The following is a 20337-nucleotide window of genomic DNA, read 5'->3' on the forward strand; positions in this document are numbered from 1 at the left end:
TCCCGTTACCAGCGCTCCTGACCAAGGTGATCGCTGAGGAGGATCAGGCCCCGATCTCCCTGCGGAGCCTGTCGACGTGGCCTGTGGCCTTGACGTTGTAGAGGGCCTTGGCGATCTTGCCGTCGGGGTCGACGACGAAGGTCGAGCGGATGACGCCCTGCACGACCCTGCCGTAGTTCTTCTTCTCGCCGAAGGCGCCCCAAGCGGTCATGACGGCGCGGTCCTCGTCGGACAGCAGCGGGAACGTGAGCCCCTCGGCGTCGCGGAACTTCGCGAGCTTCGCCGGCTTGTCCGGGGAGATGCCGAGCACGTCGAAACCGGCATCGGTGAGCTCGGCGAGGCTGTCGCGGAAGTCGCACGCCTCCTTGGTGCAGCCCGGGGTGCTCGCGGCGGGGTAGAAGTAGACGACCACCGAGCGGCCGCGGAAATCGCTCAGCGAGACGATGTTGCCGTCGGCGTCCGGCAGCGCGAACTCGGGTGCGGGGTCGCCGTCGGAGAGTCGGTTCTGTTCGCTCATGCCCGCGACGCTAGCCGATGAGCCGGACGGGTCATTCGGGCAGCGCCGCGCCGCCCGCGGCGGGGGTGAGCTGCGACACCTGCTCGATGGCCGGCTGCGTCGGCTCCTGCTGGGCGACGATGAATCCGCCGAGGACCAGTCCGGCCAGCGCCGAAGTCGTCACGGCAATGGCGCACCTTGTGTAGACGCGGACGGACACCGTCGAAATTCCTTTCGCAGAGCGGGAATCCGCAATTCGAGGCGGACATGGTGGTGATCGCCGGTATCGCGTGGATCGTTACCCGGGTCCCTCGAACGGGCTACCAGGTTGCGGGGGTGATGTGCCGCGCGTAGACGGGAGGGTGGCCCATTGGAGCGTGGTTCACGGAGGAAGCGCATGCCGACCGTCGCCGAACAATTCATCGAAGTCCTCGTGCAGGCCGGTGTGAAGCGCATCTACGGGATCGTCGGAGACAGCCTCAACCCGGTGGTCGACGCGGTCCGCCGGACCGAGGGCATCGAGTGGGTGCACACCCGGCACGAGGAGGCGGCGGCGTTCGCCGCGGGTGCCGAAGCGCAGGTCACCGGCCGGCTCGCGGTGTGCGCGGGCAGCTGCGGTCCGGGCAACCTGCACCTGATCAACGGGCTCTACGACGCGCACCGCAGCAGCGCGCCGGTGCTGGCGCTGGCCTCGCACATCCCGTCTGCGCAGATCGGCACCGGATTCTTCCAGGAGACGCATCCGGAGGAGCTGTTCAACGAGTGCAGCCACTTCTGCGAGATGCTCTCCCAGCCCGAGCAGATGCCGAGGCTGCTGCGCTCGGCGATCCAGACCGCGGTCGGTCGTCGCGGGGTGTCGGTGCTGGTGCTGCCTGGTGACGTGGCCGAGGAGTCGGCGGCCAAGCCGACCGGCCACGGGGTGGTCGACTCCGATCCGCCGACGCTGCTGCCCTCGGCCGAGCAGGTCGCGGCGCTGGCGGACAAGATCAACCGTGCCGAGCGGCCGATGATGTTCTGCGGAGCGGGCTCTCGCGGTGCGCACGCCGATGTGATGGAGCTCGCGGAGAAGATCAAGGCGCCGGTCGGGCACGCGCTGCGAGGCAAGGAGTGGATCCAGTACGACAACCCCTACGACGTCGGCATGAGCGGGCTGCTGGGCTACGGCGCCTGCCACGAGGCGATGCACAAGGCCGACATGGTGCTGCTGATGGGCACCGACTTCCCGTACGACAACTTCCTGCCGCAGGCCAACACGGTGCAGGTCGACATCGAGCCGACGCACCTGGGCCGCCGCACGGTGCTGGACCTGGCGGTGCACGGGGACGTCGCCGAGACGATCCGCGCGGTGCTGCCGAAGGTCAGCGCCAAGACCGACCTCTCCTTCCTGGACCGGATGCTGCGCGAGCACGCCGGTCAGCTGGAGAAGGTCGTCGACGCCTACACCCGCAACGTCGAGTCGCAGGTGCCCATCCACCCCGAGTACGTCGCCGACGTGCTCGACGACCTCGCCGCCGACGACGCGGTCTTCACAGTGGATACCGGGATGTGCAACGTGTGGGCGGCCCGCTACATCACGCCCAACGGGCGTCGCCGGGTGCTCGGGTCCTTCGTGCACGGGTCGATGGCCAACGCGTTGCCGCAGGCCATCGGCGCGCAGCTGGCCGCGCCGGACCGCCAGGTGGTGTCGATGTCCGGAGACGGCGGCCTGGCGATGCTGCTGGGCGACCTGCTGAGCCTGCGGACCCACCGGCTGCCGGTGAAGACCGTGGTGTTCAACAACTCGTCGTTGGGCATGGTGAAGCTGGAGATGCTGGTCGACGGGATGCCGGACTTCGGCACCGACCAGGAGGGCGTCGACTTCGCCGCGATCGCCCGCGCGGCCGGGATCAACTCGATCAGGGTGGAGAAGCCCGGTGAGGTCCGTGACGCGCTCGCCGATGCGCTGTCGCGACCGGGCCCGGCGCTGGTGGACGTGGTGACCGACGCGAACGCGCTCTCGCTGCCGCCGCACATCACCGGCGATCAGGTCAAGGGATTCGCCCTCGCCGTCAGCCGAACGGTCCTGTCGGGAGGCGTGGGAAAGATGGTGCAGCTGGCCCGAAGCAACCTCCGCAACGTACCGAGGCCGTGACCGACGAAGCGCTCATCCCGGGATCTGCGAGCGGCGCAGCCGCGAGCCGTGAGAACCACCCTCGCTACCCGCGCTGACGAGCAAGAAGACCGCGGATGTCCGCGGACTGCCTCAGTCGCGGTTGCGGCGGGGGGTGAGGCGTCCCGCTCGCAGCCAGAGGAGCAGCCCCATCCCGAAGAACACGGCCCAGACCAGCACGGACACGACCATCAGCAGATACACCTGGAATGTCACCCCTCATGACGCGGCGGTCCTGCCCTCCGCTCGGACCGCCACGCCAAGCATCCCGCCGCAGAAGCTTCCCGTGAAGATGTCGTACGGGTGATCAGGATGTGACTCGTTGTGGTGGGCCGGGCAGGATGGGGGCCATGACAGTCAGCCCCACGGTTCGCCGCCGCAGGCTGGCCGCCGAACTGCGCAGACTGCGCGCGCATTCGGAGGTCACCCAGCAGCAGGCGGCCAGCCACCTCGGTTGCACGCAGGCGAAGATCGGCCGGTTCGAGACCGCGAAGAGATCTCCGTCGGTCGGCGACGTCTCCGCGTTGCTGGACTTCTACGGGGTGAACAACGCGGAGCGCGAGCAGTTGATCAACCTCGCGCGCGACGCCCGCAAGCGAGGCTGGTGGCACTCCTACAGCGACGTGCTGCCCGAGTGGTACGAGACCTACGTGGGTCTTGAGGCGGAGGCGTCCAGCATTCACACCTACGAATCCGAAGCGATCCCCGGGTTGCTGCAGACGCGTGAATATGCCTACGCCATCACCAAATCCACGCTCATCCGCGCGCACGACGCGGAGATCGGCCGTCGCGTCGACCTGCGGATCCAGCGGCAGGGGCGGGTCACCGGCGACAACCCGCTGGAGCTCTGGGCGGTGGTCGGCGAGGCCGCGCTGCGCCGTCCCGTCGGCGGTGACGGCGTGCTGCGCAGGCAGCTGGAGCACATCCTCAAGCTCGGTCAGCTGCCGAACGTGACGTTGCAGGTGATGCCGTTGGACGCCGGAGCGCATCCGGCGCAGGCAGGTCCGTTCGTGATCCTGCGCTACTCCAACCACATTGACCCGGACGTGGTGTACCTGGAGACCCATGTGGGTGGGCTGTACTTGGAGCGTGAGATCGAGCTGACGAACTACGCCACGATGATGGACCATCTGAAAGCGCATGCGGTAGACCCGGGAGGTTCGATCGATTTCATCCACCAACGCATAGGAGAGCTCTAGATGGCAGAAATATCCGGCTGGCGCACCAGTTCCCGCTCGCAGGGGCAGGGCCAGTGCGTCGAGGTCGGCTTCGGGTCCGATCACGTGGGTGTGCGGGACACCAAGAACCGGGGGGCGGGGCGCATCGAGTTCGCTTCGCAGTTGTGGCAGGAGTTCGTCGGCGGCCTCAAGAGCGGCCGGTTCGACCTGGACTGAACCAGAGGGGAGCGCGCTAATTCGGGGGGCGCTCCCCGCCGGAGCCCGGAACCTGTTCTGCCGCAATCCGTTCCAGGAACGGCGTGAGCAGGCCCGGGACGGCTTCGTCGGCCAGCGCCAGGCCTTCGCCGGTGCGGACGTCGTAGATCCGGTAGAGGCTCGACCCGGCCGCCGTGGTCGCACCGACGGTCATCAGGTCCGAGCGGCGTTGGAACACCGTGCGGGAGATCCGCCAGCCGATGATGTTCTCGCGTTGCAGCGCGACGGTGCGGCGAACCGCGCTTCCGTTGCGCGCCACCAAGTACCGCTCGTCCATCGCGTGCCCGAGGGCGCGGTGCGCGTCGAGGGCGAAGCCCAGGCCCGCCAGCAGCGCCAGCACCACGAGGGCGATGGCGAAGGTGGCCGGGACCCAGCCCGGCACCGCCGGGACCGCCACCACGACCGCGACCGCCAGGGCGCTGAGCAGCGCCCAGCCGATCCGGCGCCGCAGCGCGGCGCTCGGGTGCGACGTGAGGGCGATGTCGAAGGGCTGATCGCGCAGCACCGCCGCCGCGACCCGCCAGGCCTCCGGACGGGGAGCGGGCGGCAGCAGGACCTTGCTGTCCGGCTGCTTGTTGTTCTGCTCCTGCTGCTGCAGGCCGGTCGCCACTGCCGCCAGCTTGGCGCCGCCGGCCAGCCGCAGCGGCAGCGGTTCGCACAGTTCGACGCCGCGCAGCCTGCGCTCCTCCAGCGACAGCGACCTGGTGGTCAGCAGGCCGCGCTTGACCCGGAGGGCACCCGGTTCGCGGGTGAGCTGGAAACCCCACCACATCTCCAGCGACAGCAGGAACGCCCCGATCACCCCGACGACCAGTGCGATGGCGGCCACCACGAGCACGAACGCCACGACGCCCAGCGATGTGGCGGCGTCGCCGAGCGCGTCGAAAGCGCCCCACTTGCGCAGCAGCTGGTCGAAGGAGCCGACCGCCGATCCGATGGCGCCCCAGACCACCAGCATCAGCGACACGGTCAGCGCCGAGTAGCCGAGCCACTTCGGCTCGAGCCGCGACAGCACGCCCTCGTCCGGCGATCCCTCCACAGTGGACCCGCCGAGGGCCATGTCGCGGCGCAGCGCCTCGGCCGCCGAGCGCCTGATCGACTGCAACCGGATGGTGGCCTCGGTGCCCTGCGCGCCGGTGCTGATCTTCACCGTGGTGAGGGCGAACAGCCGCTCGTGCGGCGCCGCGGTCAGGTCCACGGTGCGGATGCGGTCGCGCGCGAGGGACCGGTGGTTGCGGAACAGGCCGCCGAGCCGCTGCTCGAAGCGCTCCTCGGTGATCCGGTACCGGTAGAACACCCACTGGTAGGTGGCGGCGCCCGCGACGAGGAGCACGGTCCCCGTGCCGATCAGGAACGTGATGAGCACCGGCGTGGTGCCGGCACCCGCGACGACCATGACCAGCAGCGTCGCCAGCGCGGGGGCGGCCACGACGGCACCCGCCGACGGGATCGATCTGGCATCCAGCCGGTGCCACTGCCCGTCGACGGCGCTCACGTCGCGTCTCCCGGCGTCGCCTGGGTCGCGGTGGTGAGCTGCTCTACGACGGCCGCCGCCTGCTCGCGGTCCATGCCGTCGATGTTCAGCGGTCCGGCCGCCGACGCGGTGGTGACGGTCACGCTGGAGAGGTCGAACAGCTGCTGGAGCGGTCCGCGCACGGTGTCGACGGTCTGGATCCGCGACATCGGCGCGATGCGCCACTCCTGCCGCAGCCAGCCCGCCGAGGTGTAGACGGCGTCGTCGGTGATCTCCCAGCGGTGCACCCGGTAGCGCCACTGCGGCATGACCGCGGTGTAGACCGCACCGAGCACGGCGATCAGCACCGCGGGCAGCAGCAGCCAGAAGCGGGCGGGTGCGATGAGGATCCCCAGCACCACGAGCACGATCAACGGCGGCAGCACCAGCGCGAGGGCCTGCGTCGTCCACCAGGCGATCGCCCGGCGTTCCACCCGGTTGCGGGGCGGGCGGAGCCGCAGTCCGTCTTCAGGCATCGTCGAGGCCCCTTCCGTGGGCTGTCCCCCGAATTGTGGCGATCTTCCCGCAATCGCGTGTGGGTTGGGGGCTTGTTCGAGAGGTCGCTCCGCTCGGGTGTTGTGGGTGGCGGAACCCGACCGGTTCCGTGGGCTCCCCTCCTGATGTGTTCCGCGCACCGGAACAGCGGCTCCGCCGCATCCCTAGAGAGATCTCAGCGCGGGCCAGATCGTCGACCAGGGCTGGGTCTTGCCGGTGGCGATCCAGCCCTTGAGACCCTCGCCGGGCGTCGCGGGCCGGATGTCGGTGAAGTACGGCCGGAGCTCCTCGGCGTCGCGTCCGTAGTAGACGATCGTGTCGATCTCGTCGGACGGTGCGTCGAAGTAGCCGTAGCCCCGGTGCGGGCTGAACACCTCGGGCAGCGGGTGGTGCTCGCTGCCGACGTCGAGCATCGCGGCGGAGACGTAGCTCTCGCCGATCACCGCCGTGCGGGTGCGCTGCTCGGCGGGCAGCGACAGGTAGGCGCCGGAGACGTCCTGGGCGATCCTGTCGCTGACCCGGTCGCTGTCGATCCGGGTGATCGCGGCAGAGAACTCCCGGTTGATCGACCCGCCGGCGTAGATCAGCATTCCGGCCGTGACCAGCGAGATCGCGTAGACGGGCCAAGCCGCCCACCCCCAGCCGGGCGGCTTGGCCTCCCTGCGCCGCTGCAGGCCCACCGTCGCCGCCGCGATCGGCAGGCCGTACATGCCGATCAGGTAGTACGGCCGACCGGCGGTGACGACGAAGAAGACCCACAGCAGGATCGCGGTGACCGCGAGCATCCGGTACGGGCGCAGCCACGACCTGCTCAGCAGCAACCACAGCCCGGCCAGCACCAGCGCGGTCCCGAGCACCCCGGCGTAGACGACGAGCTGCACGGCGGTCCCGCCGCGACCACCGGAGAGCATCGGGGACTCCTGCGCGACGATCGACGACATCGCCAGCTGCGGCCACCCGTTCAGCGCCTGCCAGATCAGCGCCGGCGAACCGATCAGCAGCGCGATCCCGGCGCCCGCCCACAGCATGGGCCGGGTCAGCACGGCTCGGGGGCCCACCGCCAGGGCGCTGATCAGCAGTGCCGCGCAGAGGATCACGACCTGGAACTTCAACTGCAGGTTGATGCCCAGCAGCGCCCCGAACACCAGCAGCAGCCGGTCGTCGGCGACGCCCTGCGCGTGCTGCCGGAGCCAGCGCACCAGCGGTAGCAGCAGCGCGGTCCACAGCAGCGGCTCGAAGGTGTAGGGCGCCAGCCAGTGCCCGATCAGGTTGCTCCACAACCCGGTTGCGCCGGCGAACGCCGCGATGGTCTGCGCGCGGCGGTCGGCTCCCAGCTCGCGGGCCAGCAGCGCGATCAGCACCACCGCACCGCCGGTGGCGAGCGCGGCAGGCAGCCGGAGCACGAACATCGAATCCGGCGCGATGAAGTCCATCGCGGCGGCGATCACCGGCGTCAGCGGCGGCTGGTCGACGTATCCCCAGTTCGGGTGGTACTTCCCGGCCGCGAGCATGTAGACCTCGTCGATCCAGTAGTCCCCGAAGGCGCCCGCGATGGCGTGCGCCAGGGTGAGGACGCCGGCGATGCCGAGCACCGGCCACTTCGCCAGCGGGTGCAGCGTTCGCTGCGTTCGGCGCCGGGTGCCCGGTTCGTCGATGAGCATGGATCCCCCCAGGAACTTCGGGTGTGCCACCAGTCAACCCGGATCGTGCTCTGATCAACACCGCGATTGGTCGCGTGCTCCGGAGACGAAGGTTGCGTCCGCTCGCGCCCGGTGCAACTTTCGTCTAGACCTGGGCGAGGTGCGGTGGGGTTCGGCTTCGCAACCGAGCGCGGCGGCCCTAACGTGGGCCTGGTGCAACGACCGCTCTGGCGGCTTCTTTGGAACACCCCGCGAGAGGCCGTTTTCGACATCTGCCTGGTCATCGCGCTGCTCGTGTTCCCGCGAGTGGTCGCGGGCTACTACCCAACCGACGCGCTGCCGGGCACCTACGACTGGATCGGCGGGCTGTGGTTCAGCCACGTCGCCAACGACCTGCTGTGCCTGGGGCTGCTCGTGCGCCGCCGCTACCCGAGGTTGCTGCTGTGGGTCGTCGCCCTGCTCTCGGTCGCGCAGGCGCTGCTGATCCAGTTCGGCCCCGGCCCGTTGTTGCAGATCAACGTCTCGACGGACCCCTGGGTCCCCGGTGCCACGCCGTGGGTGCTCTACGCGGTGATCGTCCACGGGCGCGGCCACCGGTACCTCACCTGGGCGTTGATCGCCGTGGTGACCGCGATCAGCCTGCGGCTGGGCAACGCGCCTCACCCCGACGTGGTGATCACCGGTGCGGCCTGGACGATCTTCCCGGTCGTGCTCGGGCTCTACGCCGCGGAGCGCGGCAGGCTCGCCGACGCGCTGCGGGAACGCGCCGAGCGCGCCGAGCACGAACGCGAACTGCTCGCCGAGCAGGCCCGCGCCGACGAGCGCGCCCGGCTGGCCGTGGAGATGCACGACGTGGTCACCCACCGCGTCAACCTGATGGTGCTGCAGGCCGGTGCGCTCGGTGTGGCCAGCGACGACCCGGCGGTGCACAGCGCCGCCGAGGACCTGCGCGCCAGCGGCGGCGAAGCGCTCGCCGAACTGCGCGACCTGGTCGGCGTGCTGCGCCGCAGCGACGACGAGCGCGGCGTTCCCAGCGTGGAGACGGCCGGCGCGGACACCCCCAGCGACGTGCCGGACTTCCGCGAGCTCATCGGTCAGTCCGAGTCCGTGGGCATGTCCGTGCAGTTCACGGCGGAGGGAAACCCCGGGCCGGTCACCCCGGCCGTCGGCAGGACCGCCTACCGCGTGGTGCAGGAAGGGCTGACCAACGCCCACAAGCACGCGCCCGGCGCCGACGTGCACGTCCGGGTGCTCTACAGCGACGACCGGGTGCGCGTGAGCGTCCGCAACACCGCGCCCACCGGCCCCGCGCCCGACCTCGCCCACAGCGGAGGGGGAGTGGGGCTGCTCGGGTTGCAGCAGCGAGTCGAGCTCGTCGGCGGGACGTTCCGCTCGGGCGCCACCGACGGCGACGGATTCGAGGTGGAGGCCATACTGCCCGGGTACGTGCCCACCGAGGAGACCGCCGATGCCTGAGACGATCCGGGTGCTCGTCGTCGACGACGAACCGATGGTCTGCGCGCACCTGCGCACGATCCTCGGCTCGGTGCCCGACATCGAGGTCGTCGACGAGGCGCAGGACGGTGCCGCCGCCGTGGAAGCCGTCGTGCGGCACCGGCCCGACGTCGTGCTGATGGACCTGCGGATGCCCGGGGTCGACGGGCTCACCGCCACCGAGCGGATCTGCACCATGCCCGACGCTCCCGCCGTGGTCGCGCTGACCACCTTCGACGCCGACAAGTACGTGCTGCGCGCGCTGCGAGCCGGGGCCGTCGGGTTCCTGGTCAAGTCCACGCCGCCGCAGGACCTCATCGGGCTTGTGCGGGTCGCCGCGGACGGGCACACGGTCCTCTCGGAGGAGGCGAAGCGGCGCCTGCTGGCGGCCACCGGCGGAGAGCAGAGCGCTCGGGAACGCGCGGTCGGGCTGACCCGCGAGCTCACCGAGCGGGAGATCGAGGTGCTCACCTGCCTCGGTCGCGGCATGTCCAACGCGCAGATCGCCGCGCGGCTGCACCTCTCGGAGGCGACCGTGAAGAGCTACGTGTCGCGCATGCTGGTCAAGCTCGACTGCGAGAACCGCTTGCAGGCCGGGCTGCTCGCCTACGACGCGGGCCTCGTTCCCCGGTGACGCGTGGGACCTGCGTGATCGTTGGACCATCCGGGTGGATTGGTCCAACAGGTTGAACGATCAATCGAGTGAGCTCCACCGATTGGCTCTGGAATATTCCACCCAAGATCGGTACACCAGAGGTGACGCGTTCCGAACGGTTGTCGGGGCCGGGAACGCGTCAGCGCCGTCGGTCTCGGGGATCGATGGCGGACAGGTCGGAGGGGTCCGGCCGCAACGAGGTGCCCTCGGCGCAATCGGGGTGCGCCGAGGGCACCTTTCCTCCTTCCCCGGATGTCTGTGGTTGGGTTGCTCGGTGGTGCGGGGGCGGAACCTCTCGCCCTCGGGGCCCGGGCGTCAGTCCTGATGTATGCCAACACGGCGTCGCCGCGTCCTTCCAGAGAACGTTTGAGAACTCGCGGCCGTGACATTGCTTCGGTGCGCAACATTGCTTCGGGGCACATTGCTTCGGTGGTGCTGAGAAAGCGACTTCGTCGCTTGCCTGACGTTGGTCCTTTCTGGTTGAGCAGTTTTCGCCTCGGTGTTGCTTTTTTCGTCCTTGGCCTTGTGACCTGCGGGTCAATGGGGAAAAGCGGCAAAATCCATCTCTTTCGCGGCTGTTCTCGGGTTGGTTAGTGTTCGATCAAGATTGCTGCGGCGAGCCGGGTTGGGGGAAGGCAGGCCCTCGGTTCGAGTTCTCGCGGCAAGACCTTCGGACAAGGAGATTCACGATGGTCGATGCCCCACGTCGCCTCGCCCGGATCGCCGGTGTTGCCGCGATCGCCGTTGCCGCGCTCACGTCGGCTTCGGTCGCCCAGGCGGCCCCGGCTGACGTCAACCCGTACATCGTCGGCGGGCAGGACGCCGAGATCGCGGACCACCCGTTCACCGTCGCGCTGACCACGCCCGACGGTCAGCAGTTCTGCGGTGGCTCGCTGGTGTCCCCGACCAAGGTCCTCACCGCCGCCCACTGCACCACCGGTCAGCAGCCCACCGACATCAAGATCGTCAGCGGCCGCACCACCATGAGCACCACCGAGGGCACGGTTTCCGACGTCACCAACGTCTGGATCCACCCGGAGTACACCGACGCCACCAAGGGCTTCGACGTCTCCGTGCTGACCCTCGGCGCCCCGGTGCAGGAGCAGCCCATCGAGCTCGCCACCGCCGACGACGCGGCTTACGCCCCCGACACCCAGGCCACCATCCTGGGCTGGGGGAACACCTCCGAGGGCGGTCAGCAGGCCGACCACCTGCAGATGGCTCAGCTGCCGGTGACCTCGGACGACACCTGCTCGAAGGCGTACCCGGAGTACAGCAACCAGTCGATGGTCTGCGCCGGTGTGCCGGAAGGCGGGATCGACAGCTGCCAGGGTGACTCGGGCGGCCCGATGGTCGCCGACGGTCGCCTGATCGGCGTCGTTTCCTGGGGCCAGGGTTGCGCGCAGCCCGGCTTCCCGGGTGTCTACGCCCGCGTCGGCGCCTACAACGACGTGATCACCGAGCAGATCAACTCCTGACGAGCGAACCGGCCGGGTTTGTCATCCCGCTGGCTTTGGCCGGGCCCGCTCCAGGTGGGGGAAGGCCGTGGACGCTCGCTCGCCGTCCACGGCCTTCCGCCATGTCCGGACCAGCGCACCGACATGCCCAGGCGTCGGCGCTCTCGACGTCCTCGGTCGCCAGCACGGCAGCGGCGTTGCCTCCCGATGCGCCCTCAGCGCCGCCCCGATCTTCGCGGAACCGCTCCAGCGCGACGATCTTTCGTTCGGTGATCTCCAGGCCGTCCTGCTCGCGGAAGTTCTGCACGAACCGGGTGGTCTCCCGCGCAAGCCCGGCCTGCCGAAGTTCCGCGTTATCGCGGTGTCCAGCGCGATCGAGACCTCCCTTCGCTCCTCCGACGGCCACCCGGGCTCCACGTCAGGTGTGCCCGCTAAGCCCCAGTCAGCACTCCACCGCCGGCTCGACCGGCAGGCCGTGGCAGTCCCAGCCCGTCCGGCGCGGCACCCGGAAGCCCTCCATGGTGCGGAAGCGGCTGAAGACGTCCTCGCGCACCCGGGCTTCCACGAGGCGGGTCCCGGGGCGGACCGGGTGCTCGCGCCACCACTCGATGCGCCGCCGCTCGGCCTCCGGCAAGTCGATCGCCGAAGCCAGCGGGTGGAACGCAGAAGCCGTTCTCATGCCCCCGAGGTGGAGCCGCGCGGTCGCTCCGCGCTCGCTGTACTGTTCGGAAGTCCCGCCCGGGACGACGAGGGAGCAGGAGGATTCGAGGGGTGACGGCTGACGAAGCGGCCAGCTCGCACGGGCACAACCTGGTGAAGTCCGCGGACCGCGCGCTGATCATTCTGGAACTGCTCTCCCGTGGGAGGCACCGTCTCAGCGACATCGCCGAGACGCTGCGGCTGCCGCTGTCCAGCGTGCACGGGCTGCTCGGCACCCTCGTGCACCGCGGCTTCGCCGAGTTCGACCCGACCACCCGCACCTACGGCCTCGGGCTCAAGGCCTGGACCGTCGGGCAGGGCTACACCGGGCACCGCGACATCGTCGGCCTGGCGCTGCCGCTGATGGAACGCCTCGCGCAGCAGACCGGCGAGACCGTGCAGCTGTCCCGGCTCGACGGCATCGAGAACGTCTACATCGCCATCGCCGAGTCCCCGCAGCCGATGAAGCTCGTCTCCGCCGTCGGCATGCGGCTTCCCGCACACTCCGTCGCGCTCGGCAAGGCGCTGCTGGCCGGGCTGACCGACGACGAGGTCGTGGCCCGCTACGAGGACGTCGAGCTGGAGCGCTTCACCGACAACACGATCACCGCGCTGCCGGAACTGCTCGCCCAGCTCGACGACGTGCGTCGCGACGGTTACGCCGTCGACGACGAGGAGTACATCATCGGCTGCCGCTGCCTGGCGGTACCGATCCGGGACCACGCGGGCGAGGTGGTCGCGGGCATGTCGGTCTCAGCCCCCACTCCCCGCTGCGGCGAGAGCTGGACCGAGGAGACCCGAGCTCCGCTCACCGAGGTGGTCGACGCGGTCCACCGCCAACTCCGCCACTGAGCTCCGCCTTTCGACAGCGCCGAGGTGCCCCGGCCGGGAGGCGGTCCTCGGTCCGAATAGACGGGGCTGAACGGACTTCCGATCACGGGCGGTCCGGGCCGAACCGGCCGCTGCCACCGGACGTCGTGCTGGGTGGTGCTCAGCCGAACTGCACCGAGCGCTTGGCCAGGCCCCACCAGAAGCCCTCGATCGGGACGCGCTGGGCGTCGAGGTCCTCGTCGGCGGCTCCGAGGGTCACGAACAGCGGCGCGAAGTGCTCGGTGCGCGGGTGGGCCAGACTGCCTGCCGGGGCCTTGTGCTCGAAGTCCAGGAGCGCGTCGATGTCGCGCGAGGCCAAGGCGCGGCCGCCCCAGTCGTCGAACTCGACCGACCAGCTCGGCGTCGACACCGAGCGCAGGGCCGAGAGGTTGTGGGTGAAGAACCCGCTGCCAACGATCAGCACGCCCTCGTCGCGCAGCGGCGCGAGCGACCGCCCCACGCGCATCAGGGCCGCCGGTTCCAGGGTCGGCATCGAGATCTGCAGGACCGGGACGTCGGCGTCGGGGTACATCTCCTTCAGCGGAACGTAGGCGCCGTGGTCGAGTCCGCGATCGGGAACGTCGACCACCGGCGTCTCGGCGCCGCCGAGCAGCGCGCGCACCCGTTCGGCCAGGGCTGGAGCCCCGGGCGCGGCGTAGCGGACGTCGTAGTACCGGTCGGGGAAGCCCCAGAAGTCGTAGACCAGCGGAACGGTGCTGGTCGCACCGATGGCCAGCGGTGCTTCCTCCCAGTGCGCGGAGATGATCAGGATCGCCTTGGGGCGAGGCAGGTCGGCCGACCAGGCCGCCAGCTCGCCGGGCCAGAGCTCGTCGTCGGCCAGCGGCGGGGCGCCGTGGCTGAGGTACAGGGTGGGCATGCGCTCGGCCATCGGGGACCTCCTCGTTCGACTTTGAACCAAAGTACCTCGTGGTTCAAATTCGAACAAGCTAGAATGGGGTCGTGACCGAACCGCGCTGGCTCGACGCCGACGAGATGGCCGCCTGGAACGCCTTCGTCGAGGCGGGCAACCTCGTGAACCGCCGCATCGAGCAGCAGCTCCGCGAACAGGCGGGTTTGTCCCACCCGCAGTACGAGATCCTGGTCCGCCTCTCGGCGGCACCCGAGGGCGAGATCCGCATGTCCGAGCTCGCTCAGCTCGTGGTGACCTCCAAGAGCGGCCTGACCTACCAGGTCACGCAGCTGGAGAAGGCCGGGCTCGTGGGGCGTCGCACCTGCGAGACCGACGACCGGGGCGTCATCGCCCGCCTGACCGAGGCGGGCAGGCACAAGCTGGAGGAGGCAGCGCCGGGGCACGTCGAACTGGTCCGCGAGCACCTCATCGACGTGCTCGACCGCGACCAGCTGCGTGCGCTCACCGATGCGCTGGGGGTGGTCTCGCGCAAGTTGCGCGGGTCTTGACGCGCTCCGTCCGCGCTGATCGAATTTCGCTGGCTTGAACAGGTTTCACAAAGGCGAAACGGGGTCGGTCATGAAGTTCCTGAGGCTGGGGTCGTTCTCGGAGGAGCGCCCGCACGTGCTCGACGATCGTGGGCGGTTGTTCGACCTGGGCACGCTGACCGGCGACATCGACGGCGCGTTCCTCGCGGGTGACGGCGTCGCCCGCACCCGCGCAGCCCTCGCCGCGGGCGAGCTGACCGCCGTCGACGACCCGGCCGACGGCACGGCGATGCGGGTGGGCGCGCCGATCGCGCGGCCGATGGCGGTGCTGTGCATCGGGCAGAACTACGTCGCCCACGCCGCCGAATCCGGTTCAGCGCCCCCGGAAGTGCCGATCCTGTTCTTCAAGCACCCCAACACGGTCGTCGGTCCGCACGACGACGTGGTGATCCCGCGCGGCGCCGAGCAGGTGGACTGGGAGGTCGAGCTCGGCGTGGTCATCGGGCAGCGCGCGAGCTACCTCGACAGCGCCGAGCAGGCCCTGTCGCACGTGGCCGGTTACGTGCTCGCCGACGACGTCTCCGAGCGCTCGTTCCAGAAGGAGCAGTCCGGCGGCCAGTGGTCGAAGGGCAAGTGCGCGCCGACGTTCAACCCGGTCGGTCCGTGGTTGGTCCCGGCCGACGAGGTCGCCGACCCGCAGGCGTTGCGGCTGCGCAGTTGGGTCAACGGCGAGCCGAGGCAGGATTCCAGCACCGCCGACATGATCTTCGGCGTCGGCGAGGTCGTCCGCCACCTCTCGCAGTACCTGACGTTGGAGCCGGGAGATCTGGTCATCACCGGCACCCCGGAGGGTGTGGCGATGTCCGGGCGCTTCCCGTTCCTGGCGCCGGGTGACGTGGTCGAGATGGAGATCGACGGGCTCGGCCGTCAGCGCAGCGGCGTGAAGTCGGCCTGAGGTTGGGCCGATCGGACCAAGGACAATGTGAATGTCTTTCAATTCGCCGTCGGGGTAGCTAGCGTGCCGGTGCCGGAGCAGTTCCGCATCGGAAAGGGCGTGGCATGGCGCGACGTTCACTGGTCGTCACCCTCGTGGCGGTCATCGCGGGATCCCTGTTGATCGCCCCGGGGGCCAACGCCCAACCTCCGGAGGACTACTGCCGCCAGCAGTGCCACGACGTCCTCCCGCCCGGCCAGAACGGCAACGCGACCTTCGCCGAGCTGGTCTCGCACATGCTGCTGGGCACGCGCCCGAAGCACTCCGACGACCAGCTCGGCAGGTACGACGCGCTGGCAGGCGGGTACCGCGAGCTGACCACCGGCACCATCCAGCGCTTCTTCAACGACCACTCCTTCGGCGTGCGGCCGGACGACGTTGAGCGCACCTACCGGCCGCGCGCGGACGTCACCGTCGTCCGCGACAAGACCGCCGGCGTCCCGCACGTCTACGGCGACACCCGGTCCGGGACGACCTTCGGCGCGGGCTACACCACCGCCGAGGACAAGCTGTTCCTGATGGACGCGCTGCGCCACGCCGGTCGCGGCGAGATCACGCCGTTCGCCGGGGGCGCGCCCGCCAACCGGGAGCTGGAGCAGAGCTTCTTCTCCGCCTCGCCCTACACAGCCGAGGAGCTGCAGGACCAGATCGACCGGGTCGCGGCCCAGGGCGAGCGCGGCCGGATGGCGCTGCAGGACGCGCAGTCCTACGTCGACGGCATCAACGCCTACATCCAGGAGTCCCACCGGGGCCGCTACTTCCCGGGCGAGTACGTCGCGACCGGTCACGTGGACCCGGTGACCAACGAGGGCCGCATCGAGCCGTTCCAGCTCACCGACCTGGTGGTGCTGGCGTCGCTGATCGGAGCCCAGTTCGGCGGTGGCGGCGGGGGAGAGGTGCAGAACGCCGTCGCCAGGATGTCGTTGCACGAGCGCTTCGGGCCCGAGCGCGGTGAGCAGGTCTGGGCCGCCTTCCGCTCGGAGAACGACCCGGAGGCCATCAGCACCGTCCACGATGGACGCTCCTTCGAGTACGGCAACGCCCCGGCGAACCCGGGGGGCGCGGCGCTGCCGGACCCGGGGTCGGTCGCGGACCAGCAGCTCGTCTTCGACCCGACCGGCTCGGCGACCCAACCCGACGAGAAGCCCTCGCGGCCGGTCGTCGACCCCGACGACCCGCTGCGCGGCATCTTCGACGACGGCGTCCTGCCCGCCGACATGGCCGAGCGCAGGGGCATGTCGAACGCCCTCGTGGTCTCCGGCGCGCACACCGAGAGCGGCCACCCGGTGGCGGTGTTCGGCCCGCAGACGGGTTACTTCTCGCCGCAGCTGCTGACCTTGCAGGAGCTGCAGGGGCCGGGCATCTCCTCGAAAGGTGCCTCGTTCGCGGGCCTGAGCTTCTACACGTTGCTCGGACGCGGCCAGGACTACTCGTGGAGCGCCACAACCGCCTCGCAGGACATGATCGACACCTACGCGGTCGAGCTGTGCTCACCCGACGGCGGACCGGTCACCGAGGACTCGAACTCCTACCGCTTCCACGGCGAATGCCTGCCGATGCAGACCATCGAGCGGCGGAACGCTTGGAAGCCCAACCTCGGCGACGACACCCCGGAGGGCTCCTACCGGCTGGTGTCCTTCCGCACCCGCTACGGCCCCGTCACGCACCGGGCCACTGTGGACGGTGATCCGGTCGCCTACACCACCGCCCGGTCGACCTTCCTGCACGAGGTGGACTCGATCATCGGTTTCCAGAAGTTCAACGACCCGTCGGCGGTGTCCTCGGCGGAGGACTTCCAGCGCGCGGCGCACGACATCAACTACACGTTCAACTGGTTCTACGCCGATTCCCGCGACACCGCGTACTTCAACTCCGGGGCGAACGTGGTGCGCCGACCCCACGTCGACCCGAGCATGCCGATCGTCTCGGACCCGGCCCACGAGTGGCCGGGTTGGGACCCGGAGACCAACACGGCGACCTACCAGCCCTTCGCCGAGCACCCGCACTCCGTCAACCAGGACTACTACATCAGCTGGAACAACAAGCAGGCCCCGGGGACCGCGGGCGACCGGGCGGAGAAGGGCGCGGTGCAGCGCGGTGATCTGCTCGATCGTCGGGTGCGCGAGCAGATCACCTCGGGTGATGAGTTCAACCGCGCCGAGCTCGTGCGGGCCATGGCCGACGCCGCGATCACCGACCTGCGCGCCGAACGGGTCCTGCCCGACCTGCTGCGCGTCATCGGCGAACCCGACGAGCGCTCGAAACCGCTGGTCGACGAGCTGCGCGCGTGGCTGGCCGACGGCGGCAAGCGCACCGAGACCTCGCCGGGCAGCAGGTCCTACGCGCACGCCGGGGCCATCGAGCTGCTCGACGCGTGGTGGCCGCTGCTGGTCCGCGGTGAGTTCGAACCTGCCGTCGGAACCGCCGCCTACCGGGCGATGACCGCGATGATGCAGATCAACGAGTCGCCGTCGGGATGGCAGAACGGCGAACCCGGGTTGCACGTCGGCCAGGGCCACCAGGGTTCGACCTTCCAGTTCGGCTGGTTCGGCCAGGTCTCCAAGGACATCCGCGCCGTTCTCGGCGAGCAGGTCCCGGGCGGTTTCGGCGCACCGCTGTGCGGCGGTGGTGACCTGGGCGCGTGCCGCCAGATGCTGCTCGACACCCTCGCCCAGGCTGCCGCGACCCCGTCGGAGGAGACCTACCCGGGCGACGCCGACTGCGACCCCGGCGACCAGTGGTGCGCGGACTCCATCGTGCAGAACGAGGTCGGCGGCATCGAGCAGGACAAGATCTCCTGGCAGAACCGCCCCACCTACCAGCAGGTCATCGAGTTCCCCGCCCACCGCTGAGCCGCTCGCCGCAGGCGTTCTCGGCGAAACGGCCCCACGCCGTCTCCCCGCCCCCGTAGGATCGACGGTCAATTCGGGCAGCGGTGTCCGAGGCGAAGGGGATGCGGATGACGGAGCCCGTGCGGTTGACCGACAGCGCCATGCTCGCCCGACGCCTCTTGTGGGACCGGGCAACCGACGAACCTCCCAGCGCCCAACCGATCATGGTGCTGCTCGGACCGACGGGCTCGGGCAAAACCCGCGCTTTGCAGTCCATCTCGCAGGACTGCGGGAACAGCGTGGTGCACGCCAAACCGTTCGACTTCGGGCGCGAGCAGCCCGCGACCACGGTCGTGGCGCTGGCCGCGATATCCGAAGACCTCTCCCGGCGGTGGCGCGCTCGGCGCAGTGCGAAGTTCACCCGGTTCGCGCTCGGGCTGGTCGCCGTGCAGGCCAACCTCGACACCTTCGACCGGGTGAAGGCCAGGGCAGAGATGAGCGCCGCGTTGCGCGAGTTCGCCGAGAGCCCGCGTGCGAACGACATCGCAGTTCAGGTGGATTCCACCGCCGACGCGGTCGAACCGGTGCTGGACCCGGTGCTGGTCACCGCCGCGAAGTTGGTGCTACCGCGACTGATCCGCACGATCGGCCGGAGGTCGCTCGCCAGCGCCAAGCGCTGGCACGCCGACATCCCGGAGGCCGAGGGCGCCGAGCCGCTGGACGCGCTGATCCAGCTCAGCCGGCGGGCCCGCAACGAACCGGAGGCCATGACGGCCTGGCTGACCTCGGCTTTCCTGGCCGATGTGCGGGAGAGCCACCCGGTCATGGCACGCCCGGAACTGGGCAGCCCGTGCTCCTGCGAGAACGAGGCGGGCAAGACCCACTCGCACAACTGGGTGGTCTTGCTGGACAACCTCGACCATCCCGGCGGGTACGAGTTCCTCAGCGACATCATCGCCGCGCGAGAACGACATCTGAGGCAGCACAACGAGCGCGATCCGCTGCTGTTCATCGGCACCAGCGGCCGGTGGAACCCCGAGTGGGAATCGCACTGGCACGCACCGTGGAAGTCCGCTGCCACCAGATCCGACGAGGTCCTGGTGGTGCCGCGCTGCCGCGACGCGGGCCACTGGCGCAACAACCCCGAAGTGGGCAGACCGCACGCCCCCGTGCACCCGGTTCTGCTGGAACCGCTGGAGATCGAGGAGACCGCGAGCCTGATCGGGCGCAGCCCGTACTTCAGCGAGGCGAAGCTGGCTCAGCGCGCCACCGCCGGGCTCCCGAAGGCGGTCGAGGCTGTTTCCGGAATACTGCCCACCTCCCGCTTGCGGGAAGGTAGGCGCGACATCCTCGAACCCGCCGAGTCGACCCCCGAAGCGTGGCAGCAACGCCTGACCGATCTGCGCGTCTCCGAGCAGCTGCAGGACGTGGACCTCGCGGAATTCGTCAACGCGGCTCCGTTCGCGACCGCGCCATGGCTGGTCCCGGCCGAGTCGACCAGCCTCGTGTCGCTGCCGCAGACCGGCCGCATCCTCACCGAGCTGCGCAGCGCGCTGTGGGTGATCGCCCCGGATCGCGACAGCGGGACCGAGGACCAGTCCCTGCTGCACCCGTGGATCGCGCGGACGCTGCTGTTCGCCCTCAACGCGCGCGGGGAGCAGGACGGGGGCTCGTACGAGACGCAGTTCGAGGCGCTGCTCAACGATCCGCACACCCAGCGCGACCTCGCCCGCACGTCCTACTGCCTGCTGGCGCTGGGCCGGTTCGGCGAGGTCGTCGAGACCCTGCGCGAACGCTTCGACCAGATGCCGCACCAGAGGTGGGTCGACCTGCTGGTCCTGGTCACCAGCGCCCCGGACGACAAACCGCTGCACCGCGACAACGCCCAGGTCTACGCCGATCTCGTCGAGCAGGACCTGCGTGACGGACCCGCCGAGCGGGACCAGGTGCGCAACGTGCTCGCCCGGTTGATCGCCGCGTACTGGCTGATCGCGAATCCGCTGGCCGGCCCCGACCGGGAGCGCAAGAACATCGTCGTGCAGAGCTTCCACGAACTCGCACCACTGTCACACCGCCCGGACGTCGCGGCGCTCTACGAAGCTGCACGCCGTGCTGACCAGCTGTTCTGACCCTTCGGATTGGACCGGTCATGCCCCTGTTCCGAAGCTCCACCTCGTCCGCTCCGGTGCAGCCCCGATCTTGGCTGCGCCGCC

At 69.9% G+C, this 20337-nt stretch carries 19 protein-coding genes; 11 read left to right on the forward strand and 8 right to left on the reverse strand.

Translation table 11 applies throughout. The annotated features are described in order from the left end of the window. Window positions 1–43: 43 nt before the first annotated feature. The gene (gene bcp, locus E1161_RS20020) at window positions 44–517 is read right to left on the reverse strand and encodes a thioredoxin-dependent thiol peroxidase (RefSeq protein ID WP_132625535.1); all 474 of its coding nucleotides are present in this window, start codon (window positions 515–517) and stop codon (window positions 44–46) included. A gap of 31 nt (window positions 518–548) precedes the next feature. Next, window positions 549–680, reverse strand: coding sequence for a hypothetical protein (locus E1161_RS28425; RefSeq protein WP_268951411.1), 132 nt, complete (start codon window positions 678–680; stop codon window positions 549–551). Window positions 681–893: 213 nt separating this feature from the next. Here E1161_RS28425 and E1161_RS20025 point away from each other — a divergent pair, with 213 nt between their 5' ends. The 3 genes from E1161_RS20025 to E1161_RS20035 all read left to right on the forward strand — a co-directional run bounded on the left by E1161_RS20025 (window position 894) and on the right by E1161_RS20035 (window position 4039). Continuing rightward, entirely contained in the window at window positions 894–2627 is a 1734-nt protein-coding gene (locus tag E1161_RS20025) for a pyruvate dehydrogenase (RefSeq protein WP_132625537.1), read from the forward strand. Between the two features lie 368 nt (window positions 2628–2995). Then, the gene (locus tag E1161_RS20030; RefSeq protein WP_235875166.1) at window positions 2996–3844 is read left to right on the forward strand and encodes a helix-turn-helix domain-containing protein; all 849 of its coding nucleotides are present in this window, start codon (window positions 2996–2998) and stop codon (window positions 3842–3844) included. Continuing rightward, on the forward strand, window positions 3845–4039 hold the full coding sequence (locus tag E1161_RS20035; protein WP_132625541.1) for a DUF397 domain-containing protein: 195 nt from the start codon (window positions 3845–3847) through the stop codon (window positions 4037–4039). A 16-nt stretch (window positions 4040–4055) separates the two neighbouring features. On the opposite strand, the gene E1161_RS20040 is transcribed toward E1161_RS20035, so the two are convergent. From E1161_RS20040 to E1161_RS20050, 3 genes are all read right to left on the reverse strand, one after another. Further along, window positions 4056–5573: a PH domain-containing protein gene (locus tag E1161_RS20040; protein ID WP_132625543.1), complete on the reverse strand. Its 1518-nt coding sequence runs from the start codon at window positions 5571–5573 to the stop codon at window positions 4056–4058. Next, on the reverse strand, window positions 5570–6067 hold the full coding sequence (locus E1161_RS20045) for a PH domain-containing protein (RefSeq protein WP_132625545.1): 498 nt from the start codon (window positions 6065–6067) through the stop codon (window positions 5570–5572). Before E1161_RS20045 ends, E1161_RS20040 begins: the two co-directional genes overlap by 4 nt. A gap of 183 nt (window positions 6068–6250) precedes the next feature. Beyond that, window positions 6251–7777, reverse strand: coding sequence for a glycosyltransferase family 39 protein (locus tag E1161_RS20050; RefSeq protein WP_235875167.1), 1527 nt, complete (start codon window positions 7775–7777; stop codon window positions 6251–6253). 162 nt (window positions 7778–7939) lie between these two features. Here E1161_RS20050 and E1161_RS20055 point away from each other — a divergent pair, with 162 nt between their 5' ends. From E1161_RS20055 to E1161_RS20065, 3 genes are all read left to right on the forward strand, one after another. Then, the gene (locus tag E1161_RS20055; RefSeq protein ID WP_132625547.1) at window positions 7940–9202 is read left to right on the forward strand and encodes a sensor histidine kinase; all 1263 of its coding nucleotides are present in this window, start codon (window positions 7940–7942) and stop codon (window positions 9200–9202) included. Continuing rightward, window positions 9195–9854 carry a response regulator gene (locus E1161_RS20060; RefSeq protein ID WP_132625549.1) on the forward strand — a complete coding sequence of 220 codons (660 nt, stop codon included), beginning with the start codon at window positions 9195–9197 and terminating at the stop codon, window positions 9852–9854. The genes E1161_RS20055 and E1161_RS20060 overlap by 8 nt, the downstream gene beginning before the upstream one ends. A gap of 710 nt (window positions 9855–10564) precedes the next feature. Continuing rightward, the gene (locus E1161_RS20065) at window positions 10565–11353 is read left to right on the forward strand and encodes a S1 family peptidase (RefSeq protein ID WP_132625551.1); all 789 of its coding nucleotides are present in this window, start codon (window positions 10565–10567) and stop codon (window positions 11351–11353) included. On the opposite strand, the gene E1161_RS20070 is transcribed toward E1161_RS20065, so the two are convergent. Then, the gene (locus E1161_RS20070) at window positions 11343–11639 is read right to left on the reverse strand and encodes a hypothetical protein (RefSeq protein WP_132625553.1); all 297 of its coding nucleotides are present in this window, start codon (window positions 11637–11639) and stop codon (window positions 11343–11345) included. The genes E1161_RS20065 and E1161_RS20070 overlap by 11 nt on opposite strands. A gap of 135 nt (window positions 11640–11774) precedes the next feature. Continuing rightward, a complete protein-coding gene (locus E1161_RS20075; protein WP_132625555.1) occupies window positions 11775–12011 on the reverse strand; it encodes a class I tRNA ligase family protein in 237 nt (78 codons plus the stop codon). 92 nt (window positions 12012–12103) lie between these two features. Between E1161_RS20075 and E1161_RS20080 the strand changes: the two genes are divergently transcribed. Further along, complete coding sequence (locus E1161_RS20080; protein ID WP_132625557.1) at window positions 12104–12883, forward strand: IclR family transcriptional regulator; 780 nt, start codon at window positions 12104–12106, stop codon at window positions 12881–12883. 139 nt (window positions 12884–13022) lie between these two features. Here E1161_RS20080 and E1161_RS20085 read toward each other — a convergent pair whose 3' ends face one another. Further along, the gene (locus E1161_RS20085; protein ID WP_132625559.1) at window positions 13023–13790 is read right to left on the reverse strand and encodes a dioxygenase family protein; all 768 of its coding nucleotides are present in this window, start codon (window positions 13788–13790) and stop codon (window positions 13023–13025) included. 71 nt (window positions 13791–13861) lie between these two features. Here E1161_RS20085 and E1161_RS20090 point away from each other — a divergent pair, with 71 nt between their 5' ends. The 4 genes from E1161_RS20090 to E1161_RS20105 all read left to right on the forward strand — a co-directional run bounded on the left by E1161_RS20090 (window position 13862) and on the right by E1161_RS20105 (window position 20253). Continuing rightward, window positions 13862–14320, forward strand: coding sequence for a MarR family winged helix-turn-helix transcriptional regulator (locus tag E1161_RS20090; protein ID WP_132625561.1), 459 nt, complete (start codon window positions 13862–13864; stop codon window positions 14318–14320). 70 nt (window positions 14321–14390) lie between these two features. Beyond that, window positions 14391–15254, forward strand: coding sequence for a fumarylacetoacetate hydrolase family protein (locus E1161_RS20095; protein WP_132625563.1), 864 nt, complete (start codon window positions 14391–14393; stop codon window positions 15252–15254). A 104-nt stretch (window positions 15255–15358) separates the two neighbouring features. Then, window positions 15359–18145 carry a penicillin acylase family protein gene (locus tag E1161_RS20100; protein WP_132625565.1) on the forward strand — a complete coding sequence of 929 codons (2787 nt, stop codon included), beginning with the start codon at window positions 15359–15361 and terminating at the stop codon, window positions 18143–18145. A 107-nt stretch (window positions 18146–18252) separates the two neighbouring features. Then, window positions 18253–20253 (forward strand): hypothetical protein, encoded by a 2001-nt coding sequence (locus E1161_RS20105; protein WP_132625567.1) that lies wholly within the window; start codon window positions 18253–18255, stop codon window positions 20251–20253. Window positions 20254–20337: the final 84 nt, after the last annotated feature.

It is taken from the genome of Saccharopolyspora aridisoli, assembly GCF_004348445.1.
Taxonomy (GTDB): Bacteria; Actinomycetota; Actinomycetes; order Mycobacteriales; family Pseudonocardiaceae; genus Saccharopolyspora; species Saccharopolyspora aridisoli.